This window comes from Mycetocola sp. TRD_SC_2, assembly GCF_055361225.1.
Genome location: NZ_CM143954.1, coordinates 2094960 through 2120181, shown reverse-complemented (window position 1 = coordinate 2120181; position 25222 = coordinate 2094960). Strand labels below are relative to the sequence as shown.

Sequence of the window (25222 nt, the reverse complement as noted above, 5' to 3'; positions counted from 1 at the left end):
GAGCCCAATCACCCTTCTTTGTGCACGGGGTGCAAGAATCCGGCCCTTCGGGGGGTAGAGAGAAGGATGCACTCGTAACGCGGGTAATGCGGATGGCTAGACTGAACCCCGGGTCAACGTCGCTCCACACATTCCACCAGCACCACCCCTGAACAGGAGAAAAACTGTGGCACTCATTGACGCTGTAGGCGCTCGCGAAATTCTGGACTCACGCGGTAACCCCACCGTTGAGGTCGAGGTCCTCCTCGACGATGGAACGATGGAGCGCGCGGCCGTTCCCTCCGGTGCATCGACCGGAGCATTCGAAGCGTACGAACTCCGCGACGGCGACGCCGACCGCTACCAGGGCAAAGGCGTCCTGAAGGCTGTCGACGGCATCCTCGACGAGATCGGCGACGCGGTCGAAGGGCTCGAGGCCGACGACCAGCGCCTCGTCGACAAGACCCTGCGCGACCTCGACGGAACGCCCAACAAGGAGCGCCTCGGCGCCAACGCCATCCTCGGTGTGAGCCTCGCCGTCGCCAAGGCGGCAGCACAGGCCGCGAACCTTCCGCTCTACCGTTACCTCGGCGGACCGAACGCGCACGTGCTTCCCGTGCCGCTGCTCAACATCATCAACGGCGGATCGCACGCTGACAACGATGTCGACATCCAGGAATTCATGATCGTTCCGCTGGGCGCCGAGAGCTTCTCCGAGGGCCTGCGCTGGGGCGTTGAGACCTACCACGCGCTCAAGGCGCTGCTGAAGTCAAAGGGTCTTGCGACCGGCCTCGGCGACGAGGGTGGCTTTGCCCCCAACCTTCCGAGCAACCGCGCAGCGCTCGACCTCATCGTCGAAGCGATCACCAATGCGGGCTACACACCCGGTAAGGACATCGCGCTCGCGCTCGACGTTGCAGCCACCGAGTTCTTCAAGGACGGCGCCTACCACTTCGAGGGCAAGCAGCTCTCAGCCGAGGATCTCAGCGCGTACTACGCCGAGCTCGTCGAGGCGTACCCGCTCGTGTCGATCGAGGACCCGCTGGAGGAGGAAGACTGGGCCGGTTACCAGCACCTCACCGCCGAACTCGGCGACAAGGTCCAGATCGTCGGCGACGACCTCTTCGTCACCAACCCGGAGCGTCTCGCGAAGGGCCTTGAGCTCAAAGCGGGCAACTCGATTCTCGTCAAGGTGAACCAGATCGGAACACTTACCGAGACGCTCGATGCCGTCGCTCTCGCACAGCGCTCCAGCTACACCGCGATCCTCTCCCACCGTTCGGGTGAGACCGAGGACACCACCATTGCCGATCTCGCCGTTGCGACCAACGCCGGCCAGATCAAGACCGGTGCGCCTGCCCGGTCCGAGCGGGTTGCTAAGTACAATCAGCTGTTGAGGATCGAAGAAGAGCTGGGTGAATCCGCTGTCTACGCGGGTCGCTCCGCATTCCCGCGGTTCTCGGCGTAGACCGTTCGAACAACTCCCGGTACGCGTCGAATGACGCCTGCCGGGAGTTGTGCTTAACCGCCAGGCACCAACTGCCGAGACGACAGAGGGGAACGGCCCGTGAAGAAACGACCGGGACGCACCGAACCGACGTCGAAAGCGCGTCGGGTCGCAGCGCGGGAGACCGCCCCGGCCGAGGTCGAGGCGGGGAGCTGGATTCGCGGCATCCGTTTCTCCGGATTCGGGCTGCTGATGATGAGCCTCCTTGTGCTCGGGATCATCGTGATCGCGCCGAACCTCAAGGCCTATGTGGAGCAGCGCCAGCAGATCGCGCAATTGCAGGCATCCGTCGACGCCGCCGAGAAGGAGATCGACCGGTTGAGCGCCGAGCGGGAGCGCTGGAACGACAGCACCTATGTGAAAACCCAGGCGCGTGACCGTTTGTTTTACGTCAACCCGGGTGAGGTCAGCTTCATCGTGCTGAATGACGTGGATGCCGCGCTGTTCGGCGCGGACGAAGCGCCGGTGAGCACCGAGCTGACGCCGACCCGCGTCAACTGGGCCGAGTCCATGCTCGCGTCGTTGATCAGTGCGGGTCTCGCCGATGTGTCGACCGCCCCGGCGCCCGCAGAGACGCCGACGCCGGTACCCACACCCTGAGCAGGGATAATGGACGCATGACGACACCGCCCTTCGACCCTGTGACGGCTGACGACATCCGGGCAGTTTCTGCCCAGCTCGGCCGACCGGCTCGAAATGTTGTCGGCATCGCCGCGCGTTGCATCTGCGGGGCACCGACCGTCGTCTCCACGGCCCCGCGGCTCGATGACGGAACGCCGTTCCCCACGTTCTACTACCTGACCCACCCCGCGGCCACCGCCGCCGTCTCGACGCTCGAAGCCACCCAGGTGATGAACGAGTACAACGACGATCTGGCGACCGATGAGACCCTTCGCTCCGCCTACTCTGCGGCGCACGACGCGTACCTCGCGGACCGGGAGAGCGTCGCGGTCGTCCCTGAGCTGGCGAACATCTCCGCGGGCGGGATGCCGGTGCGCGTGAAATGCCTGCACGCTCTCGTCGGCCACGCCCTCGCTGCGGGGCCGGGCGTCAACCCGATCGGCGATCGGGCGCTCGAGCGGGCAGACTGGTCGCCGACGGTCTGCCAGTGCGTCGCTGAACAGACCGATCCAGCGGGGGAGTGAAACTGCGCATGCAGAAGCAACGGGGGATTTTCGCGGGAGGGCTCACGGCCCTGATCGTGCTCGGCACGGTGACGGCCGGCGTGACTCCCGCATTCGCCGACCCGGTTCGCGACGCACAGTACTGGCTCTCCGACTACGGGATTTCGGATGCCTGGGGATACAGCACCGGTGAAGGGGCAACGATCGCGGTCATCGACACCGGCATCGCAGAGGGGCCTGCCGAGTTCTCCGGCGCCGTCATCGCCGGGCACGACGCCTCGGGTGTCGGCAGCGCGGACGGGCGGACACCGGTCGGCAGCGCGGACGAGAACCCGCACGGCAGCTGGGTGGCGTCGCTCGCGGCTGGCCGTGGAAACGGTTCGGGGAACGGCGTCATCGGGGCCGCCCCCGGTGCCGATCTGATTTCCATCTCGGTCGGTTTCGGCTCGAGCGGCTCGACGATCCCGTTCCCGGACCAGATCGCCGACGCCATCCGGTTCGCCGTCGACAACGGCGCCGACGTCATCAACATGTCGCTCACAACCAACACGAAGGACTGGCCCGAGAGCTGGGACGAAGCCTTCACCTACGCCTATGAGAAAGACGTCATCGTCGTTGCTGCCGCGGGAAACCGCGGGAGCGGCACTGACGAAGTCGGGGCACCGGCGACCATCCCCGGTGTGCTCGTCGTCGCCGGTGTCGATCCCGCCGGAAAAGCCAGCTATGACGCGTCGAGCCAGGGCATCACCCTCTCGGTTGCAGCACCGAGTGAAGAACTCGTGGGTGTCTCGCCTGATGGAAGTTATGTCCAGTGGGCGGGCACCAGTGGCGCGTCACCGATCGTCGCCGGAGTCGCTGCCCTCGTGCGGTCCCGGTATCCCACGATGGACGCCGCGAACGTCATCAACCGGATCATTCGTACGGCCCGTCCGGTTGAGGGCGAGTCGCTCCCGAACGCGGTTTACGGGTACGGCTACCTGAACGCGGCCGCCGCCCTCACGGCCGAGGTCGCTCCCGTCGAGGAGAACCCGATGGGTGACCTCGCCGCGTGGATAACCCAGCACCGCAAAGCAGAGGCAACGCCCGAATCGGTGCCGCAGGACACCGGTTCGGTGCCCGAAGTGCCGCCGCTCGACGCCGCGCCCCCGGCGCCGAACCCGTTCCTGCCTACCCGGGAGACGCTGTTGTATGTCAGCCTCCCGCTCGCCCTGTTCCTTGGAACTGGTACCCTGATAGTGCTCGGTGCCATCGGCGCCACCCGGCACCTCAAGCGGGTGGCTCGCAGGTAGTAGTCTGTTTGAGTCCTTGCGACCCCACAGTAGGAGAATTCTCACCGTGCCAAAAATTTTGATCGTCGGCGGCGGCTATGCCGGTTTCTACACCGCATGGAAGCTCGAAAAGTGGCTTCGTAACGGTGAAGCCGAGGTCACCGTTGTTGACCCGCTTCCGTACATGACCTACCAGCCGTTCCTCCCCGAGGTCGCCGCAGGATCGATCGACCCGCGTCACGCGGTCGTCGCCCAGCGCCGTCACCTCAAGAAGACGAACGTGATCACCGCCAAGGTGACCAACATCAACCACGCCGAGAAGAAGGCGACCATCGTTCCCGCCGTCGGCGATTCGTACGACTTCGACTACGACATCGTCGTGGTCACCGCCGGCGCCGTGTCGCGTACGTTCCCGATCCCGGGCGTGGCTGACGAGGCCATCGGCCTGAAGACGATCGAAGAGGCCGTCGCGATTCGCGACCGCGTCCTCTCGAACTTCGACAAGGCATCCGGTCTTCCCGCCGGTCCCGAGCGCGACCGTCTGCTCAACTTCGTCGTCGTCGGTGGTGGATTCGCCGGTATCGAGGTGTTCGCCGAGCTGCGTTCGTTCGCGAGCGCACTGTTGAAGAACTACCCGCAGATCTCGTTCGACGACATCCAGTTCCACCTCATCGAGGCCATGGGTCGCATCATGCCCGAGGTCAGCGAGAAGACGAGCCACTGGGTTCTCAAGAACCTCGCCGAGCGCGGCGCACTCGTGCACCTCGACACCCAGCTTTCTTCTGCCGTCGGCGGCAAGATCGAGCTGTCGACCGGTGAGACGTTCGAGTCCGACCTCATCGTCTGGACCGCCGGCGTCATGGCGAACCCGCAGATCGTTCGCAACACCGACCTCCCCATCGAAGAGCGCGGCCGCCTCGTCGTTCGCCCCGACCTCCGCGTCGGTACCGACGACGAGATCATCCCGGACGCCTGGGGTGCCGGTGACGTGACCGCGATCCGCGACCTCTCCGGTGGCGGTGTCGGCGGCTTCTGCGTGCCGAACGCGCAGCACGCTGTTCGTCAGGGCAAGCTCATGGCGAAGAACATCGTCGCCGTCCTCCGCGGCGAAGAGCCCAAGGAGTACTTCCACAAGAACATGGGAGCCGTCGCCGGCCTCGGAATCGGTGTGGGTGTCTTCCAGTCCGGCAAGATCGCGATCAAGGGCTTCCCGGCCTGGGTCGCTCACCGCGGTTACCACGGTCTCGCCATGCCGAGCTGGGAGCGCAAGCTCCGGGTCGTCGCCGGCTGGGTCGGCAACGTCTTCCTCGGCCGCGACATCGTCAGCCTGAGCGCTGTGCAGAACCCGCGCGCTGCGTTCGAGGAGTTCGCCTCCCGGCCGAAGCCGCCGGCAGCTCCCGAGTCGGCGAAGCCGGTCGAGGCCAAGAAACCAGCGACCAAGAAGGCCGCGAAGCCCGCGGTCGAGAAGGAAGCCGTCACCGCTTCGAAGTAGTTTTTTGCGAGGAAGCCCGGTCCGATCTGGACCGGGCTTCCTTCGTTAACGCGAGTCGCGGCATCCGCTAGTCGTCTGGGCGGATGCCGCGACCGCAATAAGCTGGAACCGCACGCCCCCGTAGTCCAATGGCAGAGACAGGCGACTTAAAATCGCTCCAGTGTGGGTTCGAGTCCCACCGGGGGTACTTCTTTGGGTGCATCGGCGACCGTTTGATGCAACTCATTGCAGGTGACCGTGACCGTGACCGAGACCGTGACCGCCATGGGCAGCACAAAGCGGTGACCGGGTTGCGAAACCCGGACACCGCCTCGTAAATCACTCAGACGAATCAGCCCGCTGCGACCGCGATTTCGTTGGGTGTGCCTGGCAGCTCGGCTGAGGTGAGGACCTTACCCGTCTCAAGGTCCACCGCATGGATCGAATCGGACGCAGGCTCGGTCACGTAGGCGATGCCACCGTTCACGACGAGTGCGGGGTGCGGGTCCTGCCATTCAACTGGACTTTCCCACGGGTCGATAACGGGGTACGACGCGGTGATGTCGCCCGTCGTCTCGTCGAGGACGTGCAGGTTGCCGTCGCTGCCGAGCAGGTAGACGTCATCACCGGGCCCGCGGGCGACGTCGCGCCAGGTGTACCCGACGCCGTCCGGCAGTTCCACGACCGTCATCGATTTCGCTTCGGTGTCGATGAGGGCGAGCTCGGTGAGGAGGTAACCCTCGGAGTCGGGGTTCGAGTTGTAGTCACCCACGGCGATCGGGCTCGTGTCGGTGACATACGCGTTGCCCATGCGTCCGTACTCATCCGGCGCCGGGATCTTGGTGATCTCGCCGCCGTCGTATGCCAGCGCGCCGTCGCTGCAACCGAAGACGACGACCTCATTCGCCGCCGTACCCTCACCGTGGACCGACGGGCACTCATCGCTGATGGCGATTTCTTCGCGATCGGCGTCGAGAACACGGATGCCGGAGCGGCTCTCCTCGTTTCCGACGGTGGTCAGCAGCGTTCCGTCCTCCAGCTGGATCGACACACCGTGGTGAGCTTCGGGAGCAGGAACGACCTCGGTCTCTGGCAGTTCGCCATCAAGTTCCAGCAGGTCGTCGGTCTCGAAGATGGTGGTGTCGCTGGTGCCGTCGGCGTACAGGATCGTCTTGCCGCCGTGTTTGACGACATGCCCCGCGGCATCCGCTTCGAAGATGAGATCGGTGAGTTCGGGATCGGCGACATAGCTCGCCCCGTCGATGGTCCAGGTGCCGGCGTCAAGGATCTGGAATCCGCTCGGTACAGTGACGAGAACATGGCGTCCGTCGCCCGCGGAATTCACGCGCGTGAAACCGTCGATGGGCAGGTCCGCGGTTTGCTCGAGGCTTGTCCCGTCGAGCACGAGGATGCCACCGTCGTACGTCACGGTGACGCGGGGTGTCGTGGCATCGACCTGCTTGCCCTCCGCGGACGGTTGCGGGTCGCCGGATGCTGTCGGTGAGGCGCACGCGGTGGCGAGCATCGCCGTGCCGATCAGTGCGACGGCTGCGCGAGACAGCCGGGAGTGTCGTGGTGTCATGGTTTCTTTCTGTTGTGGCTCTCGATCACGAGAGCCCGGTGGCGATGCGCTCAGTGTTGATGCGCATCATGGTCAGGTAGGAGTCCGCACCCTCGCCCGGTTTGGTGAGAGATTCGGTGTACAACTCGACGACCGAGACGTCGACGCCCGCCTCATCGGCAAGCACCTGGGCAAGGCGGTCGGGTTGCGAGGACTCCGCAAAAATGGTTCGTACTCCCGCCTCGGTCACCGCGGACACGAGGTCGCGGAGGTCTGAAGCGCTCGGAGCGGCAAGGGTCGTTCCGCCGGGGATGATCGCCCCGATCACCCGAAAGCCGAACCGCTGAGCGAGGTAGCCGAAGACATGGTGGTTCGTGACCAGCGCGCGGCTCGACTCGGGGATGGCTGCGAATTCGGCCGTCATCTGTGCATCGAGCTCTGCCAGCGCTGCGAGATACCCGTCGGCGTTCGCTTCGATGGTTGCCGAGTCGGCGCTGTCGATACGTGACATCGCGGTCGTCAGGGCACGGACGACGTCGATCATACGCTTCGGGTCCGTCCAGAAATGGGAGTCCGGCATGCCCGCGGCATCGCCGACCGAGTAATCCAGAACGTCGATGTGGTCACCGGCAACCAGTGTCGGAACGCCGCCAGCCGATGCGCTGTCGAGGTGCTTCTGCAGGCCCTCCTCAAGACCCAGGCCATTCGAGACGACGAGGTCGGCATCGTGAAGCCGCGCCGCCTCCCTGGCCGAGATCTCGAAGGAATGGGGGTCGGCGTTCGGCTTCATCAGGGTCAACACGTCGACCTCGTCGCCGGCGATGTTCGAGACGACGTCGCCGAGGATGTTGGTGGTGACGACGACGAGGGGGCGATCCGAGGGAATGGGAGCACAACCGGCGGCGCCGAGCAGCACAGCACAAGCGCATACGGTGGCAAGAAAGCGGGATGCCATCGGGTCACCGTCCCGTTTCTGCGAGGAACAGCGGGATGCCCCGGGTTGGGAAGGTCCTCGCGATCCGCGCCGAATCGGCGAAGTCGATTTCGTAGAGTCGCTGCTCCGAAGGGGCGTTGAGATACGCGCGTTGCTGGTCGACCACGAGTCCGACCGACGCCAGCAGCGCCGGGTCGGCGATCGTCTCGGGAAGGAGCGGTTCTGTCGTCGCCAGGGTGGACCCATCCGCCGCGGAGATCACGGTGACGCGACCGTCGGCGGTCAGCCCCAGCAGGTGCCCCTCCTCGTCGTCGACGGCAACCACCTGAAGCAGCTGCGTCTCCGTCGGAATCAGGAGGAGGCTGCGCTCGCGGGTATCGAGCAGCCAGACGCCCGCGCCGCCCGCGAGGCCAGCGACACTCGGGCGGCCCTTTCGTGCGGCAAACGACGGGGCGGCAGGTGCCGCAGACTCCGGGTAACCAATGTGCTCGAATCGGATGCCGTCAGCGCTCGTCGAGGCAAGCAGCGCACCGTCGGTGCAGGGAAAAGCCACACCGACCGACGTCGTGACCGGGGCGCCGGCCTCTGCGCACGCGGCGGACGCACCGTCGATCGCGTGTCCGTCCGCGTCCAGTGCCTCGACCCCGGATGCCGTGCCAGCGGCATCCACCGTCGTCACGAGCGCACCTGACCCCAGCTGTACGAGGGAACCGTCGTGCGGGTCGAGTTGCACACGGGCGCGTTCGACGATCTCGCCATTCCCGAGCGCGGTGTTGTCGAGGAGCACAGCGACTCCGGTTTCGGGATAGAACAGCCCCGTCGCGGTACTGCCCGGACTCACCGTCGCCGGGCCCTCGCCGTCGACCGTTCCGACGACTCGCGGTGACGCCCGGTAATAGTGGAAGTGATCCTCGTGATTCCGGGTCCACATGCCACTGTCCACGACCGTGACCGTTCCGCTGTCCGAGTCGGAGGCAAAGACGAAGCGTCCGTCTGTGGTCGAGCCGGTGACCCTTCCGATCGCTCCGATGTCGTCCCAGCTCTCGTCGAGCAGGTCCATCTGGTCGACGGAGCCGTCGGCTCCCAGCGTGAGGAGATGAAGCGGTGGCTCCGCAACTTCTTCTGCGCCGGCGATGTACCCGTGACCGTCTCCAACATCGCTCGTGGGAGCGGGGGAAGCCGCCTGCGGGCCGGGTTCCGAGCAGGCCGAGAGAGCGAGTGAACTGAGAAGGACGACGGGGACGATTCGGTTAATTCGAGGAAGCAACAGCATCTTTCAGGGTGAGGGCGGGGCGATCAGGTGCAGGGGAGGGGAGCCAAGACGCGGATAACGCGCTGCGAAGCGCAGCGGACAGGAACGCGGTGCCGACCGCGGCGGCGGCGATAGACGCGCCCGCAGCAGTTCCGGTGTGCCAGGAGACCAACAGGCCGGCGACGACAGCGCCTGCCCCGACAGCAGCCGCGAGCATCATGGTCGGCACGATCCTCGTCGTCCAGCGGCCCGCGGCCACGGCGGGGGCGAGCAGCAGGCCCACGACGAGGAGTGAGCCCACGGCCTGGTACGACGCGACGACCGCGATCGTCACCAGGCCGACGAGCATCACCTGGGCGAGATGAGGGCGCAGACCGAGCATGCGCGCCACCCGCTCATCGAACGCGAGGGCGACGAACGCGCGGTGGAACACCGTGGCGACGATGAGGGTGATCGAAAGGGCGATGCCGAGCGTCGCGATTTCCGGCCACGAGATCGCGAGCACGTCGCCGAACAACACCGCGGTTGCGTCCGTGGCGAAGCTGCCCGAGTGCGAAATCACGATGACACCGAGCGCGAGCATCCCCACGAACAGGAGGCCGATGCTTGTGTCGTGTGAGAGGCGGCCCGAGCGCCGGATGAAACCGATGCCCGCGCTCATCACAACGGCGCTGAGCACCGCCCCAGCGAGAACCGGGGCTCCGATCAACGTGGCGACCGCGACCCCGGGCAGCATGCCGTGGGCCATCGCTTCGCCCAGGAACGCCATGCCTCGCAGAACAACCCAGACGCCGACGACGCCGCAGATCATTGCCACGAGAATGCCGCCGAGCAGCGCCCGCTGCATGAATTCGACGCTGAAGGGATCGGTGAACCAGGACATGGTTCGAAACCCTAGCGTTAACGATAATGATTATCAATTGCTACAGTCGAGACTATGACCGCCTCCCCTGACCTCGTTGTCCTGACCGCCGCGCGCATCGAACGCGAGGGAAGAACCCTCCTCGATCACGTGAATTTCCCCATCCGGCGCGGATCACTGACCGTGGTCACCGGAGCGAACGGAAGCGGAAAATCCACTCTCCTATCGGTTCTCGCCGGGCTCCACGCCCTCGCCGAGGGGGAGCTCAGGGTGGCACCTGGCGTCCGCCGCGCTCTCGTGCCACAGCGCAGCGAAGCGGTCGATTCCCTGCCCCTGACTGTCGCGGATGTCGTCGGCATGGGGCGGTGGTTCGGGCCGAGGAAACGTTCACGAGCTGAGGATCGCTCCGTCACCGTGAGATGCGTCGAGGCGGTTGGCCTGACCGGCCTGGAGGGGCGGCGGCTCGGTGAGCTCTCCGGAGGGCAACGGCAACGGGCGCTCCTCGGCCAGGGCCTGGCGCAGTGCGCAGACATCCTTCTCCTTGACGAGCCGACGACCGGTCTCGACGACGGGGCCATTGAGCTTCTCTCAGCGTGCATCTCCAACGAGAGGAGGCGCGGTGCCGCCGTTGTCCTGGTGAGCCACGACAGGAACCACGTTTTCGCATCCGCACGCAGGCTGCACGTGAGCAGCGGAACCGTGTTCGTCGCCCCGGCGCGACACGGCCAGCAACACCCTGAGCAGCCCCTGACGGCGCACACCTCCCGGGCGTAAGCTTTTCGCCCTCGGCAAAGGATCGGACATGACGATCGAAAACGCCGTTTCCCGTCATTACGGCAACCCGGAGCTCGAGGAGCGAATCCTCGACGCGATCCGCGACAGCGGCCTGGATCCGGAGCGCCTCGACCCGGATGCCCTCCACGGGGTAGACCAGTTTCACGTGGGCGGTGCCCAGGCCACACGTGATCTCGTTGGCGCCGCGGGAATCACGCGAGGGTGTTCCGTGCTCGACATCGGGTCGGGAATCGGTGGGCCCGCGCGGTTCTTCGCGCATCACCATGGTGCGACGGTCGTCGGAATCGACCTCACTCCGGAATTCGTGCAGACAGCGACGAGCCTCACCGCTCGCACCGGACTCAGTGAGAGCGTTGCGTTCGTCGAGGGGAGCGCGCTCGCACTGCCTTTCGCCGACGACGAATTCGACGTCGCGACGGTGCTCCACGTGGGCATGAACATCCCCAACAAAGACGCACTGGTGATGCAGGCCGCTCGCGTTCTCCGGCCTGGAGGCGTCCTGGCGGTGTACGACATCATGAGGATCGGCGATGGCGAGCCGGCCTTCCCGCTGCCGTGGGCGGCATCCGCCGATATCTCGTTCCCCGCAACGCCGGATGCCTACCGGCACGCACTCGAGGCAACAGGATTCTCGGTCGAACTCACCCGCAAGCTTCGCTCGAAAGGTATCGACTTCGCGAGTCGACGATCGACTGGTGCGCCGCCGCCGCTGGGAATGCACCTCGTGATTGGCCCGGACGGTCCGCTTCGGATGAAGAACCTTCTCGAGGCCATGATCGCCGGAATTCTCGCGCCGGTCCAGATGATCGCGCGCCTCGACTAGGAGCTCGGAACGGCCCGCACGTTATTTCGCCTGGTCATAACTCGAGACAGTGGCGACTGAGAGTGCGAAGTCGACAGGAAACGTTCCGAACAGCAGTTTTCCGACGTCGTTCGCCGCATCGACGATCGCGGTACTGACGGCATCCGCAAGATGCGCTGGCGTGTGAACCATCACTTCATCGTGCAGGAAGAGGACGAGGTGCGGTTGCGCGCCCTTCTCGCCGAGTACGCTGAGCCGTTGCCGGAGCCCCGCCATCCAGCACATCGCCCACTCTGCAGCGGTGCCCTGAGCGACGAAGTTGCGGGTGAACCGCCCCCAGTCACGGGCCGCCTGCCTGGCCGCCCGGCCGTCCGTCGCCGGGGCATCCGTTGACGGCACCGCGTCGGCACCCTGCCAGTCGTCGCCGGGAAGGGGAGAACTTCGGCCGAGCCACGTGCTGACCTGTTCGCCGCGCTCGCCCGTGCGGGCAGCCGCCTCAACCAGCCCGATGGCGCGGGGAAACGCGCGGGTCAGCCGGGGCATGAGGCGGGCGCTCTCACCGCTCGTCGCACCGTAGAGCGCACCGAGCATGGCCATCTTTGCGTGCGCACGGGTATCGACAACGCCCGCGTCGACAAGTCCCTGGTACAGGTCCTTCTTTCGGCCAGCCTCGGCCATCGCCTCATCGCGCGACATCGCCGCGATGATCCGTGGTTCCAGTTGCGCGGCATCCGCCACGACGAGGGACCACCCGTCATCGGCCATCACCGCGCCGCGGATCTCGGACGGCAGCTGGAGGGCGCCTCCGCCACGTGTCGCCCAGCGACCGGTGACGACCCCGCCGACGACGTATTCAGGATGGAACCGGCCGTTGCGCACCCACGCGTCCATCCATGCCCAGCCGTTCGCCGAGAGCAGCCGAGCGCCCTTCTTATACTCGAGGAGAGGTTCGATTGCCGGATGCCGCAACTCGCGTAACTCCCATTTGCTCGTTCCGTTGACGGGAAGGCCCGACCGTCGGAGCGCGCGGAGGAGATCCGGCTGGGAGTCGGGGTTGAGGTCCGGGGCGTCGAGTGCCGAACGGATTCGTTCGGCGAGAGCCTCGAGCTTGCCGGGTCTTCCGCCGAATTGCGGACGCGGTCCCAGCAGTTCAGCCAGTTTTGCGGAGTGCACCTCTGCCCGCCATGGCATGCCCGCGAATCGCATCTCCTCCGCGATGAGCGCCCCACAGGACTCCGCAGCGAGAAGCAGGTGCAATCGAGACGCACGGGCGGCATCGCGCACTGCTACCTCGTCGAGGGTCTTTCTCTGCAGGAGGAATTCGGCCACGGCATCTGCGCCCTGTTCGGCGCTGTGATCGTCGAACAGGGTGTTGACGTTGTCGGCGGCGGGAACGGGAGCTTCATCCCACGCATTCGGGGCTGCGTCGCGAAGCAAGGTGCCGCGTGTGGCATCCGATAACCGGAGTACCCGGTGCGCGAGCCGCAGGTCATGGGACCGCTCGACCCGCACACCGGATTCGAGAAGCACCGGATACCAGAGAGTGGTGTCTGCCCACACCCAGCGCGGGCGCGCCGGCTCGCGTTCGGCCACGGCCTGGGCGAGACCACCCGGACGAAGGACAACGGGCGCCGCAACGGTTCCGTTCTGCTCTACCTCGGTGAGGGCGACCCGACTGCGGGGGGAGCCGGTGAGAACAATGAACACCACCCCATTCTCCCGGCAACCGCCGACATCGACCGCCGCAGCTCAGTCCGCGCTGAGGTGCGGCTGAACGACCCGGCGCCAGATCCACAGCGAGAGTCCCAGAGCCCCGAATGCGAGAAGGATGAGGAATCCCACCAGAACAGCACTGTTGGTTTGCCAGACGTCGACAACGGGGGCGAGGAGGGCGAATAGCACGGTGAGTACCACGAACGCCGTCGCGAACCAGATCGGCCGTGACCAGACCAGCAGGGCGCGGCCGTCGAGCCTTCCGAGCGGTACCAGCAGAATCGCGGCCGACCCGATTCCGGCCACTGCGGCGATGTTCGCCACCTCGGTGAGAAGGGTGTCGACGAATCCCGAGGGTGCGCCGAGCAGAGTTGACGCCAGCCACGCCACGAGGCCAAAGACGAAGAGGGTGGCAATCCGGATGCCGGCGAGAGCACCGCGGGCAGCGCGCGTTCCCGCCAGCGCGCTGACGGTGAAGACCACGCCGAACAGGAGCGCCGGCTGAAGATCAAGAATCCGTGAGAGGAGCGCAACGGCGGCGACAGTCAGGAGGAACCTCGGGAACAGGCGGACATGCGCTGAACCGATGCCCAGTCGAGGTGCGAGGGACTTCGGGATGAGCGTCGCAGACACGTTGAGGAGCGCTATCGCGATCACCGAAGCGAGGAAGACGCGCAGGTACTCAGGCTGGCCATGCACCGGGTTGGCGAAGAGGATAATGCCACCCGCGATGACCACGAGCGAAATCGCGGTCACCAGCGCTCCTGGTGCGGGCGCTATCGGGGCCGGGTCGTCGTGCGTCGGAAGTCGGTTGCGTCCGGTGACGCTGATGGGTGAAGCCGCGACGCGGCGGGCGCCGACCGTGGTGGCGAGCATCCGGGCGGGAACGAGCAGCAACAGCACGGCAAGCACGGCGAGGACGAGGGCCCGAAGCCACGACGGGTCACCGGTACCGAGAGCGGAGGGAACTCCGGTGGTGAACGGCGTGACGGCCTCCCACGGGCCTGTCGGAGGTGGAGGGGATGCCGCTCCGGGCGGAGCCGGGGTGGTCTCGCTCGGTTCGGGCGAGGCCGCTGGGGGATCGACCGGGGCTGCAGGATTTGCCGGAGTCGCGTCGTCGGCATCCCTGGTGGGAGCCGGGTCGGGTTTTCCGGTGGGCGGCGCGGTGACCGTGAGTGCGCGAGGAGCGCTTCCGGGGCCAACGTTACCGGCAGCATCCGTCTGGAACGCGGTGATCCTGGCCGAACCAGGCGGCAGGGAGGAGCCCGAGCAGCTCCAGATGCCCCCGGAGACAGCGGTGGAACACAGCTGGAGGTCGCGCCCGGCCGAGGTCACTGCGAACACCTCGACGGTCGAGCCGTTTTCGCCGGTGCCCGAGTACACGGCGCCCGTCGCCGGCACGGTACTTCCGCCGCGGGGAGCGGTCATGGTCGGCGCTTCCGGTGGCTCCGCGTCGAGACGAATGGTGAGTGGGGCGCTGGGGTTGGATGTATTCGGCGCGCTGAACGGTGTCGACTGGGTGGCTGAGACGGCGTACGTTCCGCTGCCGACCGAGCGGGGAAGCACGTACGCCCAGTTCCCGTCAGGTCCGGCGGGGAACCTCCAGCTCGAGCCGCCGCCGATCGTCAGGGTGATGGTCGCGTTCGGGTACCCGCGGCCCTGCATGAAGCCGTTGGTCAACATCCCCTCGCTCCCGCTGATCGCGGGAGGGGCGAGGACGTCCAGCGTCACAGGCTCGGACCGGAGATCGTCGTCTCCGTCAACCAACTGGACGGCGATGAGGGGGATGTCCGGACCGCTCGGCAGCCGCGAAACGGAACAGGAGAACGACGTACTCTCGCCTCTCACCGTGCAGACATTGGTGCGCGACGCCCCGGCGAGGATCTGGACCTCAGACCCTGCGGCCTTGGTACCCGTGATCACGGTGCTCGCCGAGCCGAGGAACGCGCCGCTCGTGGGGGAGGTGATCGTTGGCCCGGGTGCGACGAGCGACGGCGGAGGAGTTTCCGGTGCAGCGTGTGCCACAGTCGGAAGTCCGAGAGCGAGGAGAACCGCGACGGATGCCACGGCGAGAGTCACGAGCGCGCGCGAACTTCGCCGGGTCAGCAGCGCCGACCGGCCCCCCATGTGTCGCGCAGAACTGAGAATCCCCACCGTGTTTCCATTTACGATGGCGCCTCGACCGAAGTCAAACCGCCACGCCCGTTTGGGGGTCTTTCACAGCCGCCCGAGCCAGTATCGGGCCCGCGGAAACCGCTAACGTGGAGAGGGACGAGAGGAGTTCCGATGGCGGTCGTGCTCTCTGCTGTCGGTACTGCCGACCAGACTCCGGCTCCATGGCTCGATCCGGCTCGATACTGGGCATCGCTTGCGACGGCCACCGAGGGTCTGGAAAGTCCCCTCGGAGTTCTCGAACTCGGAGCCCTGCGTTTCAATACTCACGACCTTGTCCGTCGCGCGGCAGGAAAGCCGATTCGGGTCGCGAGCAAATCGATCCGTATTCGTGGGCTGACCGAATCGCTGCTCGCCACCGATGGGTATGCGGGCGTCCTCGCCTTCACACTTCCAGAGGCGCTCTGGCTCGCCGCGACGGTCGACGACGTCGTTGTTGGCTACCCGACCGCCGATGCCGCAGCCATCCGCCAGCTTGCGTCGGATCCCGTCGCCGCAGCCCGGGTCACCCTCATGGTCGACTCGGTCGAGCACCTCGACTTCATCGATGCGTGCATCGCACCCAACCAGCGCGAGACCCTGCGTCTCTGCATCGAACTCGATGTCTCCTGGAGTTCACGGGTGCCGGTCGGGCACGTCGGCGTCTGGCGCTCGCCGCTTCGCACGCCGGAGGACGCCGCTGAGCTTGCCCAGACGGTCGACAGTCGGCCAAAATTCCGGCTGGTCGGGATGATGGCGTATGAGGCGCAAATCGCCGGCCTCGGGGACCGGGACAGCCCGGCGGCCGCCTGGTCGAAGTCGAAGAGCTGGATCAAGCGCCGGTCGGTTCCCGAGCTCACCGAACGACGGGGGCGCGCGGTCGAGAGCGTCAGGAACGTGGCGGAACTGGAATTCGTCAACGGGGGCGGCACCGGTTCGCTCGAGACGACATCCCAGGACGACTCGGTCACCGAAGTCGCCGCGGGCAGCGGGATCCTCGGCGGGCACCTGTTCGATCTCTACCGTTCGTTCCACCCGGCCCCTGCGGCATCCTTTGCCCTGTCCGTCGTTCGAAAACCGACGCCAACGATGGCGGTCATTCTCGGTGGGGGATGGGTGGCATCCGGGCCCCCTGGCGACGATCGGATGCCGCAACTCGCCTGGCCGGCTGACCTCCATTTCGTGAGACGCGAGATGGCGGGCGAAGTGCAGACGCCGGTGCACGGGAACGGTGCTGCAGCACTGCAAACCGGGGACCGGGTCTGGCTTCGCCACGCGAAGTCCGGTGAACTGAGTGAACGGATCAACGAGTTCGCGGTGGTGGACGGGGATCGGGTCGTCGATCAGCTGACCACATACCGCGGCGAAGGAAAGGCATTTCTGTGACAGCGACCGGAGCGGTCTGGCGAAACTGGGCCCGAACCGAGCACGCAACACCGTTGCGGGTTGAACGCCCACGATCGACGGCGGCGGTGCAGCGCGCCGTTCGCGCGGCCGCGGGGTCCGGTATCCCGATCAAGGCGGTCGGCGCGGGCCACTCGTTCACCGGCATCGCCGTGACGACCGGTGTTCAGCTCGCGCTTGACGACCTCTCGGGAATGATCGGCCGGCCAACAGCGGATGGCCGGGCGTCCTTCTATGCGGGGACTCGGCTCCACGAGATCCCGCGACTGCTTGCACCGTACGGGCTCGCCATGACGAATCTCGGCGACATCGACCGGCAGAGCATCAGCGGAGCGATCTCGACCGGCACCCACGGAACAGGAGCCGGATTCGGGGGGCTCGCCACTCAGATTCGCGGGGTTACCCTGATCACCGGCGACGGCGAGATCATGCGCATCGACGAGGACGACAATTCCGAGTTGCTTCCCGCCGTCGTGCTCGGTCTCGGCGCCCTCGGCATTCTCGCGGAGGTCACAATCGCTTGCGTTCCCCGATTCCTGATCGAGGCGGTCGAACGATCGGAACCCCTCGAGGACGTTCTCGACACGGTGGCAGAGCGCGCGGCATCCGTCGATCATTTCGAATTCTTCTGGTTCCCGCACACGTCGACGGCTCTGACCAAGACCAATACGCGACTGCCGCTCACCACACGGCGCAAACCGCTACCGGTCCTCAAACGCTGGGTCGATGACACCCTCCTCGCCAACGGTCTCTACCGGGCGACGTGCTTCGCCGGGACAGTCTTGCCCCCGGTGATCCCCCCGGTGAACCGGCTCGTCGAGAAACTGACCGGCAACCGCAGCTTCACCGACATCTCGCACCGGGTCTTCACGACGAAGCGCACGGTGCGCTTTCGGGAAATGGAGTACGCGCTTCCGGCAGAGAACGTCGAAGCGGCCGTGCGTGAAATCGAGGCCCTGATCGCCAGGAAGCGCTGGCGGATCAGCTTTCCCATCGAAGTCCGATTCGCCGCTGCGGATGACCTGTGGCTGTCGACGGCGTACGAGCGCGCTACCGGATACATCGCCGTTCACCGCTACGTGCACGAGAACCCTGCTCGCTACTTCCAGGCGGTGGAGGAAATCCTCCTGGGCCTCGGCGGTCGGCCGCACTGGGGCAAGATGCACACTCTGGATTCCGCGTCGCTGCGGGGACTGTACCCGCGCTTCGACGATTTCCTCGCGGCCCGCGACCGCCTCGACCCCCGCAGGCTCCTCACCAACACCTACCTGAACCGCGTGCTCGGGCCCTGAGGCCGAGCATTTGCCTTGAGACAACCGCCGCCCACGGGAGGCCGTCTGTGCTCACTTGTAGACTGAAGCCGATCAACCGCACGCACAGCACGCAAACTTAGGGAGCTCTCGCAATGGAATGGCTCATTCCGGTACTCATCATCGTCGCACTGGCGGTCATCGTCGGTATCTACTTCTGGGTGACGTACAACTCCCTGGTATCGCTCAACGTGCGGGTGGATGAGGCGTGGAGCGACATCACCGTCCAGCTCAAACGACGTGCTGACCTGATCCCGAACCTCATCGAATCGGTCAAGGGCTACGCTGCCCACGAACGAGCGGTGTTCGAGAACGTGACGCGCGCCCGCGCTGAAACCCTCGGCGCGCAGGGCCCGGCAGAGGCGTCAGCGGCAGAAAACCACATGCAGCAGGCACTCAAGTCGATCTTCGCCGTTGCTGAGGCATACCCGCAGTTGCAGGCGAGCCAGAACTACCTCCAGCTGCAGGGCGAACTCGTCGACACCGAAGACAAGATCCAGGCCTCACGCCGCTTCTACAACGGTGGTGTCCGCGAGCTCAACACCAAGATCAAGATCTTCCCCAACAACCTCATCGCGAAGAACCTCGGCTTCAGCGAGCGTGACTTCTTCGAGGTCACCGACAACGCGGCGATCGCTGAACCGCCACGCGTGCAGTTCTAATATTTCTGTGATGGGCTCGGGCGCGCTGGTTGCGCCCGGGCCTTTGCTGTCTCACCCGAAAGGACGTTGAATGTACAGGGCCATCCGCCGGAACAAAATCAACACGGTGGTGATCATCGCGTTCTTCCTGCTCATCATTGGCGGGCTCGGAGCCCTGGCCGGGTACATCTACAACAGCCCGACGATCGTCATCTTCACCATCGTCGGCGCCACCCTGTACGCGATCTTCCAGTACTACTTCGCCGCGAGCCAGACCCTGGCCGTCAGCGGCGGACGGGAGATCGAGAAGCGCGACAACCCGCGCCTGTACCGCGTCGTCGAGAACCTCGCCATCACGACGGGCATGCCGATGCCGAAGGTCTACCTCATCGACGATCCCGCGCCCAACGCGTTCGCTACCGGGCGCGACCCGCAGCACGCCTCCGTCGCCGCGACGACCGGGCTGCTCGACATTCTCACGGACTCCGAACTCGAGGGCGTGATGGCCCACGAGATGGGCCACGTGCGCAACTACGACATCCGGGTGTCGATGATCGTCTTCGGACTCGTCGTCGCGGTCGGCTTCCTCGCGGACATGTTCCTCCGCATGGCCTGGTTCGGTGGGGGGAACCGCAACAACAACGGAGGAAGCCCCATCGTTCTGGTCTTCGGTCTCGTCGCGATGATCATCGCCCCGCTCCTCGCCAGCATGGTCCAGCTCGCCGTCTCACGCCAGCGTGAGTACCTGGCGGACGCGACGGGTGCGATGACCACGCGGCATCCGGATGCCCTCGCGAGCGCCCTGTTGAAGCTGCAGGCCTACGGCCGGCCGATGCGGCGGCAGAACTCGTCGATGGCCCACCTCTGGATTGCGGACCCGCTGAAGCCGGGCGCCGTCGCCCGCCTCTTCGCCACGCACCCGCCGATCGAGGAACGTGTCGCCCGTCTCCGCAAGATCGGTGGCGGTTTCTAGCCTGCCGCCGGTGGAACGAGAAAGCGGAGCGGGCCAGAAGGCCCGCTCCGCTTTTGTGGTCCTGCCGACGGGGCAGGTCCTGAGTGTTTAGTAACCGCTGAGGTCTTCGACCGTGACCTTGTCACCATCGATGACGACGTTCCCGGAGATTCCCCAGTCATCCCAGGTGTAGGTGCCGGTTCCCTGGCCACCCGGGTAAGAGAGCTCGCCGGTGGCCGTAGCCGAGACCTGTCCGTCCTCGGCTTCGAACCGGGTGCCGGTGTCGTTCAGCGTGATCACCGGGTACTTGACGACCTTGTACGCGAACTTCGGCTCACCGCTGAAGTTGATGTAGTAGTTACTGCGAAGGTTGCAGTCCTCGGGGTTCGGAGTGGTCTCCTTGGCGCAGGTGTCGAGGAACGCGTTGACCTGCTTCTGGATGCCTTCGGTGAGAGCGTCCGTCGGCGTCATTTCGAGTTCGACCGAGTCGTAGCTCGCCTTAGAGCCTGTCGCCGCGATGAACGTCTGGGGTTCAGCTTCGAAGAAGTCGCTCTTCGGCGCGCCGACCTCGTAGGCAGCCGGGTAGGCAGCCATCTCGTATTCCTTGCCGAAGTCGACATCCTTGCCGTTGATCGATACCGAGGTGCCCTGGTTCGAGTACACGTAGACCGCGCCGAGCAGCGGCTTGTCGATCTTCCAGTTGTCGAAGAAGACGGCCTGCTTGCCGTCCTTTGACAGGTCGATCGAGCCGTCGTATGCCGTTCCGTCGATGCTGTAGGAGATTTCGACGCGCGCGGCGTCGCCACGGGTCTGAACGTCGGTAACCTTCGCGTTCTTCATGAGAGCCTTCGACTCCTTGAGAACGTCGTTGGTCAGGAGAGCGCCGCCATCCTTGCCAACGCCAGGCTCGACGAGCTTGTTGGCTTCAGAGGCGTTTCCATTGCTGATGGCGCTCAGGTACGCCTTGACCTTGGCCTCGGGGCCGTACTGCGTGCTCCCAACCACGTTGATGACGATCGAACCGATGATGAGCAGAAGCACCAGACCAGCGGCAATCGCCGAGATGAGGATGATCTTCTTCTTTTTCTTCGGGTCCATCGGGGTCCGCTGAGCCGCGGGCGGGTAACCGGCGGGGGTCGCGCCCTGCGGGTAACCGGGCTGCTGGGCGCCCTGCGGGTAACCGGGCTGCTGGGCACCCTGGTCGTACGCTCCGGGCTGCTGAGCGCCCGGCGTGTACGCGCCCTGCTGCGGTGCCTGGCTGTAGGCGTCCTGCGGAGCGCCGGGGGTGTACGCACCCTGCGTGTATGCGCCCTGCGTGTATGCACCGGCCGCCTGAGCGCCCTGGTTGCCGCCGGTCTGCGGCTGGCCCTGGGTGTACGGGTTCTGCGCGGGGGACTGGCCATACGGGTTCTGTGCGGCGTTCGGGTCCTGGACGTACGCGCCCTGCGAGTAAGCAGCTCCCTGGGTGTAGGCCTGCTGGTCAGGCGTACCCGGCTGTGTCACGTCGGTAGAACCGCCCTCAGGCACCGTTCCCTCCGGATTGTTCGGGTCTGGTGTCTTATCGTCCGTGGCCATGTAAGTAGTCCCCTTCGTCGAGCGTGATCGATGCAAACCTAGCATTGAACGTCCCCCGTCCGTGGGCGCGGGAAGCCCGGAAACGCGCGGATCTATGGGTAGTTCTGCCCATCGGCGTCTGGCGTCACTCCCAGAGCGCCGGCAAGCTCGCGCGCAAGGGTCCCCCGACCGGACACCGTGATGCGGTCGTTCTGCTGCCACGCGGCGGCGTCTCGGACGAGCGCCGCGACCCGCTCCACGGCGTCCGACGGGGCTCCGGGTTCCGCCCATGCCGCCTGCACCCGCAGCGTTCGGGCGGCCCGGTCATTCTTGAGGTCGAGGCGGGCCGACAGGTGATCATCGAGAAGGACCGGGAGCACGTAGTACCCATGTACCCGCTTGTGTTTCGGTGTGTAAATCTCGATCCGGTAGTGAAAGTCGAACATCCGAAGCGCGCGGTTCCGCGCCCAGACGACCGGGTCGAACGGGGAGAGGAGCGCGGATGCCTCGATGCGGCGCGGGCGGCGGGCGTCGCGGTGAAGCCAGGCCTCGCGCGGCTGGGACCCCCGCATCCATCCCGGAACTGTGACGGGGAGAAGCTCGCCGGCGTCCTCCAGATCGCGCACTGCTATCCGAGCGTCTGAGGCAGGCAACCGATAGTAATCGGCGAGGTCGTCGAGAGTTCCGATTCCCGATGAGACGGCAGCCCGGCGGACCAGCTCACGGACGGCATCCGGCCGGAGGACCTGACGGTCGAGAACCTCGCTCGGCAGCACCTGTTCCGGGAGAGCGTACCGCCGTTCGAAACCGGAGCGGCCAGCGGAGACGATCTCACCCCAGCGGAACAGGGTCTCCAACCCGATCTTGACGTCTGACCACCCCCACCACGGACCCACCCGTTTGTTCTGGTCATGCTCGATGTCGCTCGCGGGCATCGGACCGTTCGCAGCCAGCTCGTCACGCAACGACTGCAGGAAAGGCGCGTTCGCATTCGCCCAGCTCTGGGGGTCGGCCAGGCTCTTCTGCCGGTAGGCGTCCATTCGCCAACGGAACAACGGCCAGCTTTCACGAGGCATGATCGTGGCCTCGTGACCCCAATACTCAACGTATCGGCCGGAGCGGGCGAAGGTGAGCCGGTCGAGCGCCGCCTTGTCATAAGCTCCGAGCCGCGCGAAAACGGGAAGGTAATGGCTGCGCTCGAACACGTTGACCGAATCGATCTGTAAAACACCCAGCCGGTCGATCAGAGCGTTCAGCTGGCGAGTCCCCGGATTGTCGTGCCGCGGCACGCCGAAGCCCTGAGCCGCGAGAGCGATCCGCCGGGCGAGAGCCGGGGAAACAGTGTTCGTCATACCGACAGACGTTAGCGCGTGGGTCCGACACCCTGCGGCATAGACTGTTCCGGTGGCGAAATCGACTGAGAAAACGTGGTTCGGCCGGGTATTCCGCCCAACGGAGTCCAGCGCGCCGGAGCATGTGAGCTCGAGTGAGATCACCGATGACGTACCCCGGGCAATGCGCATCGCCGGAGCCTGGTCGTGGCGCCTTCTCGTCATCGGCGCAGCGCTCGCAGCTGTGGTGTTCCTCGTCGTACAGTTGCGGCTGATCGTCATTCCTCTGCTCATCGGTGTGCTGATTTCTGCACTCCTCACGCCCTTCATCACTTTTCTCACGCGGCATCACTGGCCACGGGGGCTCGCCATCGCCACCGGGATCCTCGGTACCGTTGCGATCGTCGGGGGACTGCTGTGGCTCGCGATCTGGCAGATCACGAGTGATTTCAGCGAGGTGCGCGCACGAACGATCACCTCGTTCGAAGATCTGAAGACCGCTCTGCTCGAATCGCCCCTGCACCTGACCGAGACCCAGATCAACGATTTCATCTCGGATGCCGTCTCCGCGGTCCAGAATGACGGCCAGGCTCTTCTCAGTGGAGCGCTCTCGCTCGGATCAACGCTGGGACATGTCGCAACCGGGTTGTTCCTGGCACTGTTCTGCCTTCTGTTCGTTCTCATCGACGGGCGCAGCATCTGGGCCTGGCTCGTGCGCCTCATGCCGAAAAAGGCCCAGCCCGCGATCGATGGAGCGGGGAAGGCGGGCTGGTTCACGCTGACGAACTACGCGCGCACGCAGATCCTCGTCGCGTCGATTGATGCGGTCGGCATCGGACTGGGTGCGTTCCTCCTCGGCGTCCCTCTCGCCATCCCCATCGGCGTCTTCGTCTTCCTCGGCGCGTTCGTGCCGATCGTCGGTGCAGTGGTCACCGGGATCGTCGCCGTCTTCATCGCGCTCGTCTACAACGGCTGGGTCGTCGCCCTCCTCATGCTCGGTGTCGTCCTTCTCGTGCAGCAGCTCGAGGGCCATGTTCTGCAGCCCCTCCTCATGGGGGCCGCCGTCAAGGTCCACCCGCTCGCTGTGGTTCTCGTCGTCGCAGCGGGAACGCTCGTCGCCGGCATCCCCGGCGCATTGTTCGCTGTGCCGGTCGCCGCCGTCATCAACGTGATGTTCCGCTACATCTCGTCTGGTGCCTGGCGTGCTGTCGGGCCACCATCGCAACAGGCGATCGGCGACGTGATCTGGCGAACCGTTCCGAGTGCCCGATACACCCAGAAAACCGGGGGAACTACGCCCGCCCCGCTGAGCCCCGACCCTAAGGGAACACCGAATGACTGATGCCGCGCCCTCGGGCCCCACTCTGGAGCAGTTCGAGACGGCGAGAATCGTCGTGTCCCGAGTCGCCCAGGAGACCCCGACCGAGAGTTCGCGCTACCTCGCGGAACTCCTCGGCGCTGATGTCTACCTGAAGTGCGAGAACCTGCAACGGACGGGTTCCTACAAGATTCGCGGGGCATACAACCGCATGGCGCAACTCACCGACGCTGAACGGGCACGCGGCGTCGTCGCCGCTTCGGCTGGAAACCATGCACAGGGCGTGGCCTTCGCAGCGCGGGAACTCGGCATCGCGTCGACCATTTTCATGCCGATCGGCGTGCCGCTGCCCAAGCTGCAGGCGACGAAGGCGTATGGCGCGCAGGTCGTGCTCCGCGGGCACACTGTCGCCGAACCCCTCCTCGCCGCCGCCGCGTACGCCGAGGAAACCGGTGCAATCTTCATTCCGCCGTTCGATCACGAAGACGTCATCGTCGGGCAGGGCACCCTCGGGCTCGAGATCTGGGATGCCGTTCCCGATGTCGAGACGGTCATCGTTCCCATCGGTGGCGGTGGCCTCATCGCCGGGGTGGCTTCGGCCATGAAGCTGCGTGCGGCAGCGGCCGGGCGCACGATCCGGGTGATCGGAGTGCAAGCGGCGAATGCGGCTGCCTACCCGGCGTCACTTGCGTCGGGCGTTGCGACCGAGGTCCCCGTGCAGGCAACCATCGCCGACGGGATCGCCGTCGGCAAGCCAGGCACACTGAACTTCGAGATCATCCGGGATGTCGTCGATGACGTCGTCACCGTGTCTGAAGACGACATCGCCAAGGCGCTGCTGGTCCTCCTCGAACGCGCAAAACTCGTCGTCGAACCGGCGGGTGCCGTCGGTGTCGCGGCCATTCTCGCCGGTGAAATCGAGCCGAGCGGCCCGACGGTGGTCATCCTGTCTGGCGGCAACATCGACCCTCTCCTGATGCAGCGGGTGATCAGCCACGGCCTGGCGGCATCCGACCGGTACCTCACTCTCCGTGTTCCGCTCCCTGACCGCCCAGGGCAGCTTGCGCGCACGGCTGAGCTCGTCGCCCAGGCCAACGCGAACGTTATCGAGGTACTCCACACCCGTCACGGCCACGGCCTCAAGATCGGAGAAGTGGAGCTCGAGCTCAGCGTCGAAACGCGCGGGCCTGAGCACCGCGACCTCGTCGTTGAGACGCTTCGTGCGGGAGGATACGACCCTCGCATCGTCGAGGACTGACGCTCAACGCACGAACGGCCCGGCGAAAAACTCGC

21 protein-coding genes and 1 tRNA gene are annotated in these 25222 nt (G+C 65.8%); 14 read left to right on the top strand and 8 right to left on the bottom strand.

Annotated elements, in window-relative coordinates; all coding sequences use genetic code 11:
• Window positions 1–166: 166 nt before the first annotated feature.
• The 6 genes from eno (at window position 167) to ACWA1Q_RS10155 (ending at window position 5557) form a co-directional block, all read left to right on the top strand.
• Window positions 167–1447 (top strand): phosphopyruvate hydratase, encoded by a 1281-nt coding sequence (gene eno, locus ACWA1Q_RS10180; RefSeq protein ID WP_463757114.1) that lies wholly within the window; start codon window positions 167–169, stop codon window positions 1445–1447.
• Window positions 1448–1546: 99 nt separating this feature from the next.
• Window positions 1547–2086, top strand: a complete 540-nt coding sequence (locus tag ACWA1Q_RS10175) for an FtsB family cell division protein (RefSeq protein WP_463757112.1) — start codon at window positions 1547–1549, stop codon at window positions 2084–2086.
• Between the two features lie 17 nt (window positions 2087–2103).
• A complete protein-coding gene (locus tag ACWA1Q_RS10170; RefSeq protein WP_463757110.1) occupies window positions 2104–2631 on the top strand; it encodes a DUF501 domain-containing protein in 528 nt (175 codons plus the stop codon).
• An 8-nt stretch (window positions 2632–2639) separates the two neighbouring features.
• The gene (locus ACWA1Q_RS10165; RefSeq protein ID WP_463757108.1) at window positions 2640–3899 is read left to right on the top strand and encodes a S8 family peptidase; all 1260 of its coding nucleotides are present in this window, start codon (window positions 2640–2642) and stop codon (window positions 3897–3899) included.
• Between the two features lie 46 nt (window positions 3900–3945).
• Window positions 3946–5370, top strand: a complete 1425-nt coding sequence (locus ACWA1Q_RS10160) for an NAD(P)/FAD-dependent oxidoreductase (protein WP_463757106.1) — start codon at window positions 3946–3948, stop codon at window positions 5368–5370.
• Between the two features lie 114 nt (window positions 5371–5484).
• Window positions 5485–5557 (top strand) — tRNA-Leu (locus ACWA1Q_RS10155).
• A 144-nt stretch (window positions 5558–5701) separates the two neighbouring features.
• Here the strand turns inward: ACWA1Q_RS10155 and aztD are convergent.
• Genes aztD through aztB form a run of 4 tightly spaced genes read right to left on the bottom strand, consistent with a single transcriptional unit; the run spans window position 5702 to window position 9979 of the window.
• Complete coding sequence (aztD, locus tag ACWA1Q_RS10150) at window positions 5702–6931, bottom strand: zinc metallochaperone AztD (protein WP_463757105.1); 1230 nt, start codon at window positions 6929–6931, stop codon at window positions 5702–5704.
• A 25-nt stretch (window positions 6932–6956) separates the two neighbouring features.
• The gene (aztC, locus tag ACWA1Q_RS10145) at window positions 6957–7865 is read right to left on the bottom strand and encodes a zinc ABC transporter substrate-binding protein AztC (protein ID WP_463757103.1); all 909 of its coding nucleotides are present in this window, start codon (window positions 7863–7865) and stop codon (window positions 6957–6959) included.
• A gap of 4 nt (window positions 7866–7869) precedes the next feature.
• Window positions 7870–9111, bottom strand: a complete 1242-nt coding sequence (locus ACWA1Q_RS10140) for an ABC transporter (RefSeq protein ID WP_463757102.1) — start codon at window positions 9109–9111, stop codon at window positions 7870–7872.
• Window positions 9095–9979 carry a zinc ABC transporter permease AztB gene (gene aztB, locus ACWA1Q_RS10135; protein ID WP_463757100.1) on the bottom strand — a complete coding sequence of 295 codons (885 nt, stop codon included), beginning with the start codon at window positions 9977–9979 and terminating at the stop codon, window positions 9095–9097. Before aztB ends, ACWA1Q_RS10140 begins: the two co-directional genes overlap by 17 nt.
• A gap of 54 nt (window positions 9980–10033) precedes the next feature.
• Between aztB and ACWA1Q_RS10130 the strand changes: the two genes are divergently transcribed.
• Complete coding sequence (locus ACWA1Q_RS10130; RefSeq protein WP_463757098.1) at window positions 10034–10732, top strand: ATP-binding cassette domain-containing protein; 699 nt, start codon at window positions 10034–10036, stop codon at window positions 10730–10732.
• 28 nt (window positions 10733–10760) lie between these two features.
• Complete coding sequence (locus ACWA1Q_RS10125; RefSeq protein ID WP_463757097.1) at window positions 10761–11576, top strand: class I SAM-dependent methyltransferase; 816 nt, start codon at window positions 10761–10763, stop codon at window positions 11574–11576.
• A gap of 21 nt (window positions 11577–11597) precedes the next feature.
• On the opposite strand, the gene ACWA1Q_RS10120 is transcribed toward ACWA1Q_RS10125, so the two are convergent.
• Window positions 11598–13262, bottom strand: a complete 1665-nt coding sequence (locus tag ACWA1Q_RS10120) for a bifunctional 3'-5' exonuclease/DNA polymerase (RefSeq protein ID WP_463757095.1) — start codon at window positions 13260–13262, stop codon at window positions 11598–11600.
• Between the two features lie 42 nt (window positions 13263–13304).
• A complete protein-coding gene (locus tag ACWA1Q_RS10115; protein WP_463757093.1) occupies window positions 13305–15395 on the bottom strand; it encodes a hypothetical protein in 2091 nt (696 codons plus the stop codon).
• Window positions 15396–15554: 159 nt separating this feature from the next.
• On the opposite strand from ACWA1Q_RS10115, the gene ACWA1Q_RS10110 reads away from it, so the two are divergent.
• The 4 genes from ACWA1Q_RS10110 (at window position 15555) to ACWA1Q_RS10095 (ending at window position 19747) form a co-directional block, all read left to right on the top strand.
• Window positions 15555–16805, top strand: coding sequence for an amino acid deaminase/aldolase (locus tag ACWA1Q_RS10110; protein ID WP_463757092.1), 1251 nt, complete (start codon window positions 15555–15557; stop codon window positions 16803–16805).
• Entirely contained in the window at window positions 16802–18115 is a 1314-nt protein-coding gene (locus tag ACWA1Q_RS10105; RefSeq protein WP_463757090.1) for a D-arabinono-1,4-lactone oxidase, read from the top strand. The genes ACWA1Q_RS10110 and ACWA1Q_RS10105 overlap by 4 nt, the downstream gene beginning before the upstream one ends.
• A gap of 113 nt (window positions 18116–18228) precedes the next feature.
• The gene (locus ACWA1Q_RS10100; protein ID WP_463757088.1) at window positions 18229–18795 is read left to right on the top strand and encodes a LemA family protein; all 567 of its coding nucleotides are present in this window, start codon (window positions 18229–18231) and stop codon (window positions 18793–18795) included.
• Window positions 18796–18865: 70 nt separating this feature from the next.
• Complete coding sequence (locus ACWA1Q_RS10095) at window positions 18866–19747, top strand: M48 family metalloprotease (protein ID WP_463757087.1); 882 nt, start codon at window positions 18866–18868, stop codon at window positions 19745–19747.
• An 87-nt stretch (window positions 19748–19834) separates the two neighbouring features.
• Here the strand turns inward: ACWA1Q_RS10095 and ACWA1Q_RS10090 are convergent, their stop codons facing one another.
• On the bottom strand, window positions 19835–21301 hold the full coding sequence (locus ACWA1Q_RS10090) for a hypothetical protein (protein ID WP_463757085.1): 1467 nt from the start codon (window positions 21299–21301) through the stop codon (window positions 19835–19837).
• 92 nt (window positions 21302–21393) lie between these two features.
• Window positions 21394–22632, bottom strand: coding sequence for a winged helix-turn-helix domain-containing protein (locus ACWA1Q_RS10085; protein WP_463757083.1), 1239 nt, complete (start codon window positions 22630–22632; stop codon window positions 21394–21396).
• Window positions 22633–22684: 52 nt separating this feature from the next.
• On the opposite strand from ACWA1Q_RS10085, the gene ACWA1Q_RS10080 reads away from it, so the two are divergent.
• Complete coding sequence (locus tag ACWA1Q_RS10080) at window positions 22685–23953, top strand: AI-2E family transporter (protein ID WP_463757081.1); 1269 nt, start codon at window positions 22685–22687, stop codon at window positions 23951–23953.
• On the top strand, window positions 23946–25187 hold the full coding sequence (gene ilvA / locus ACWA1Q_RS10075) for a threonine ammonia-lyase (RefSeq protein ID WP_463757079.1): 1242 nt from the start codon (window positions 23946–23948) through the stop codon (window positions 25185–25187). The genes ACWA1Q_RS10080 and ilvA overlap by 8 nt, the downstream gene beginning before the upstream one ends.
• The last annotated feature ends 35 nt before the right edge of the window (window positions 25188–25222 follow it).

Coding starts and splice junctions, on each gene's coding strand:
- ACWA1Q_RS10130 (WP_463757098.1), top strand. CDS start 10,034: ATGACCGCCTCCCCTGACCTCGTTGTCCTGACCGCCGCGCGCATCGAA.
- aztD (WP_463757105.1), bottom strand. CDS start 6,931: ATGACACCACGACACTCCCGGCTGTCTCGCGCAGCCGTCGCACTGATC.
- ACWA1Q_RS10100 (WP_463757088.1), top strand. CDS start 18,229: ATGGAATGGCTCATTCCGGTACTCATCATCGTCGCACTGGCGGTCATC.
- ACWA1Q_RS10095 (WP_463757087.1), top strand. CDS start 18,866: ATGTACAGGGCCATCCGCCGGAACAAAATCAACACGGTGGTGATCATC.
- ACWA1Q_RS10125 (WP_463757097.1), top strand. CDS start 10,761: ATGACGATCGAAAACGCCGTTTCCCGTCATTACGGCAACCCGGAGCTC.
- ACWA1Q_RS10110 (WP_463757092.1), top strand. CDS start 15,555: ATGGCGGTCGTGCTCTCTGCTGTCGGTACTGCCGACCAGACTCCGGCT.
- ACWA1Q_RS10085 (WP_463757083.1), bottom strand. CDS start 22,632: ATGACGAACACTGTTTCCCCGGCTCTCGCCCGGCGGATCGCTCTCGCG.
- ACWA1Q_RS10115 (WP_463757093.1), bottom strand. CDS start 15,395: ATGGGGGGCCGGTCGGCGCTGCTGACCCGGCGAAGTTCGCGCGCGCTC.
- ACWA1Q_RS10090 (WP_463757085.1), bottom strand. CDS start 21,301: ATGGCCACGGACGATAAGACACCAGACCCGAACAATCCGGAGGGAACG.
- ilvA (WP_463757079.1), top strand. CDS start 23,946: ATGACTGATGCCGCGCCCTCGGGCCCCACTCTGGAGCAGTTCGAGACG.
- ACWA1Q_RS10170 (WP_463757110.1), top strand. CDS start 2,104: ATGACGACACCGCCCTTCGACCCTGTGACGGCTGACGACATCCGGGCA.
- aztB (WP_463757100.1), bottom strand. CDS start 9,979: ATGTCCTGGTTCACCGATCCCTTCAGCGTCGAATTCATGCAGCGGGCG.
- aztC (WP_463757103.1), bottom strand. CDS start 7,865: ATGGCATCCCGCTTTCTTGCCACCGTATGCGCTTGTGCTGTGCTGCTC.
- ACWA1Q_RS10165 (WP_463757108.1), top strand. CDS start 2,640: ATGCAGAAGCAACGGGGGATTTTCGCGGGAGGGCTCACGGCCCTGATC.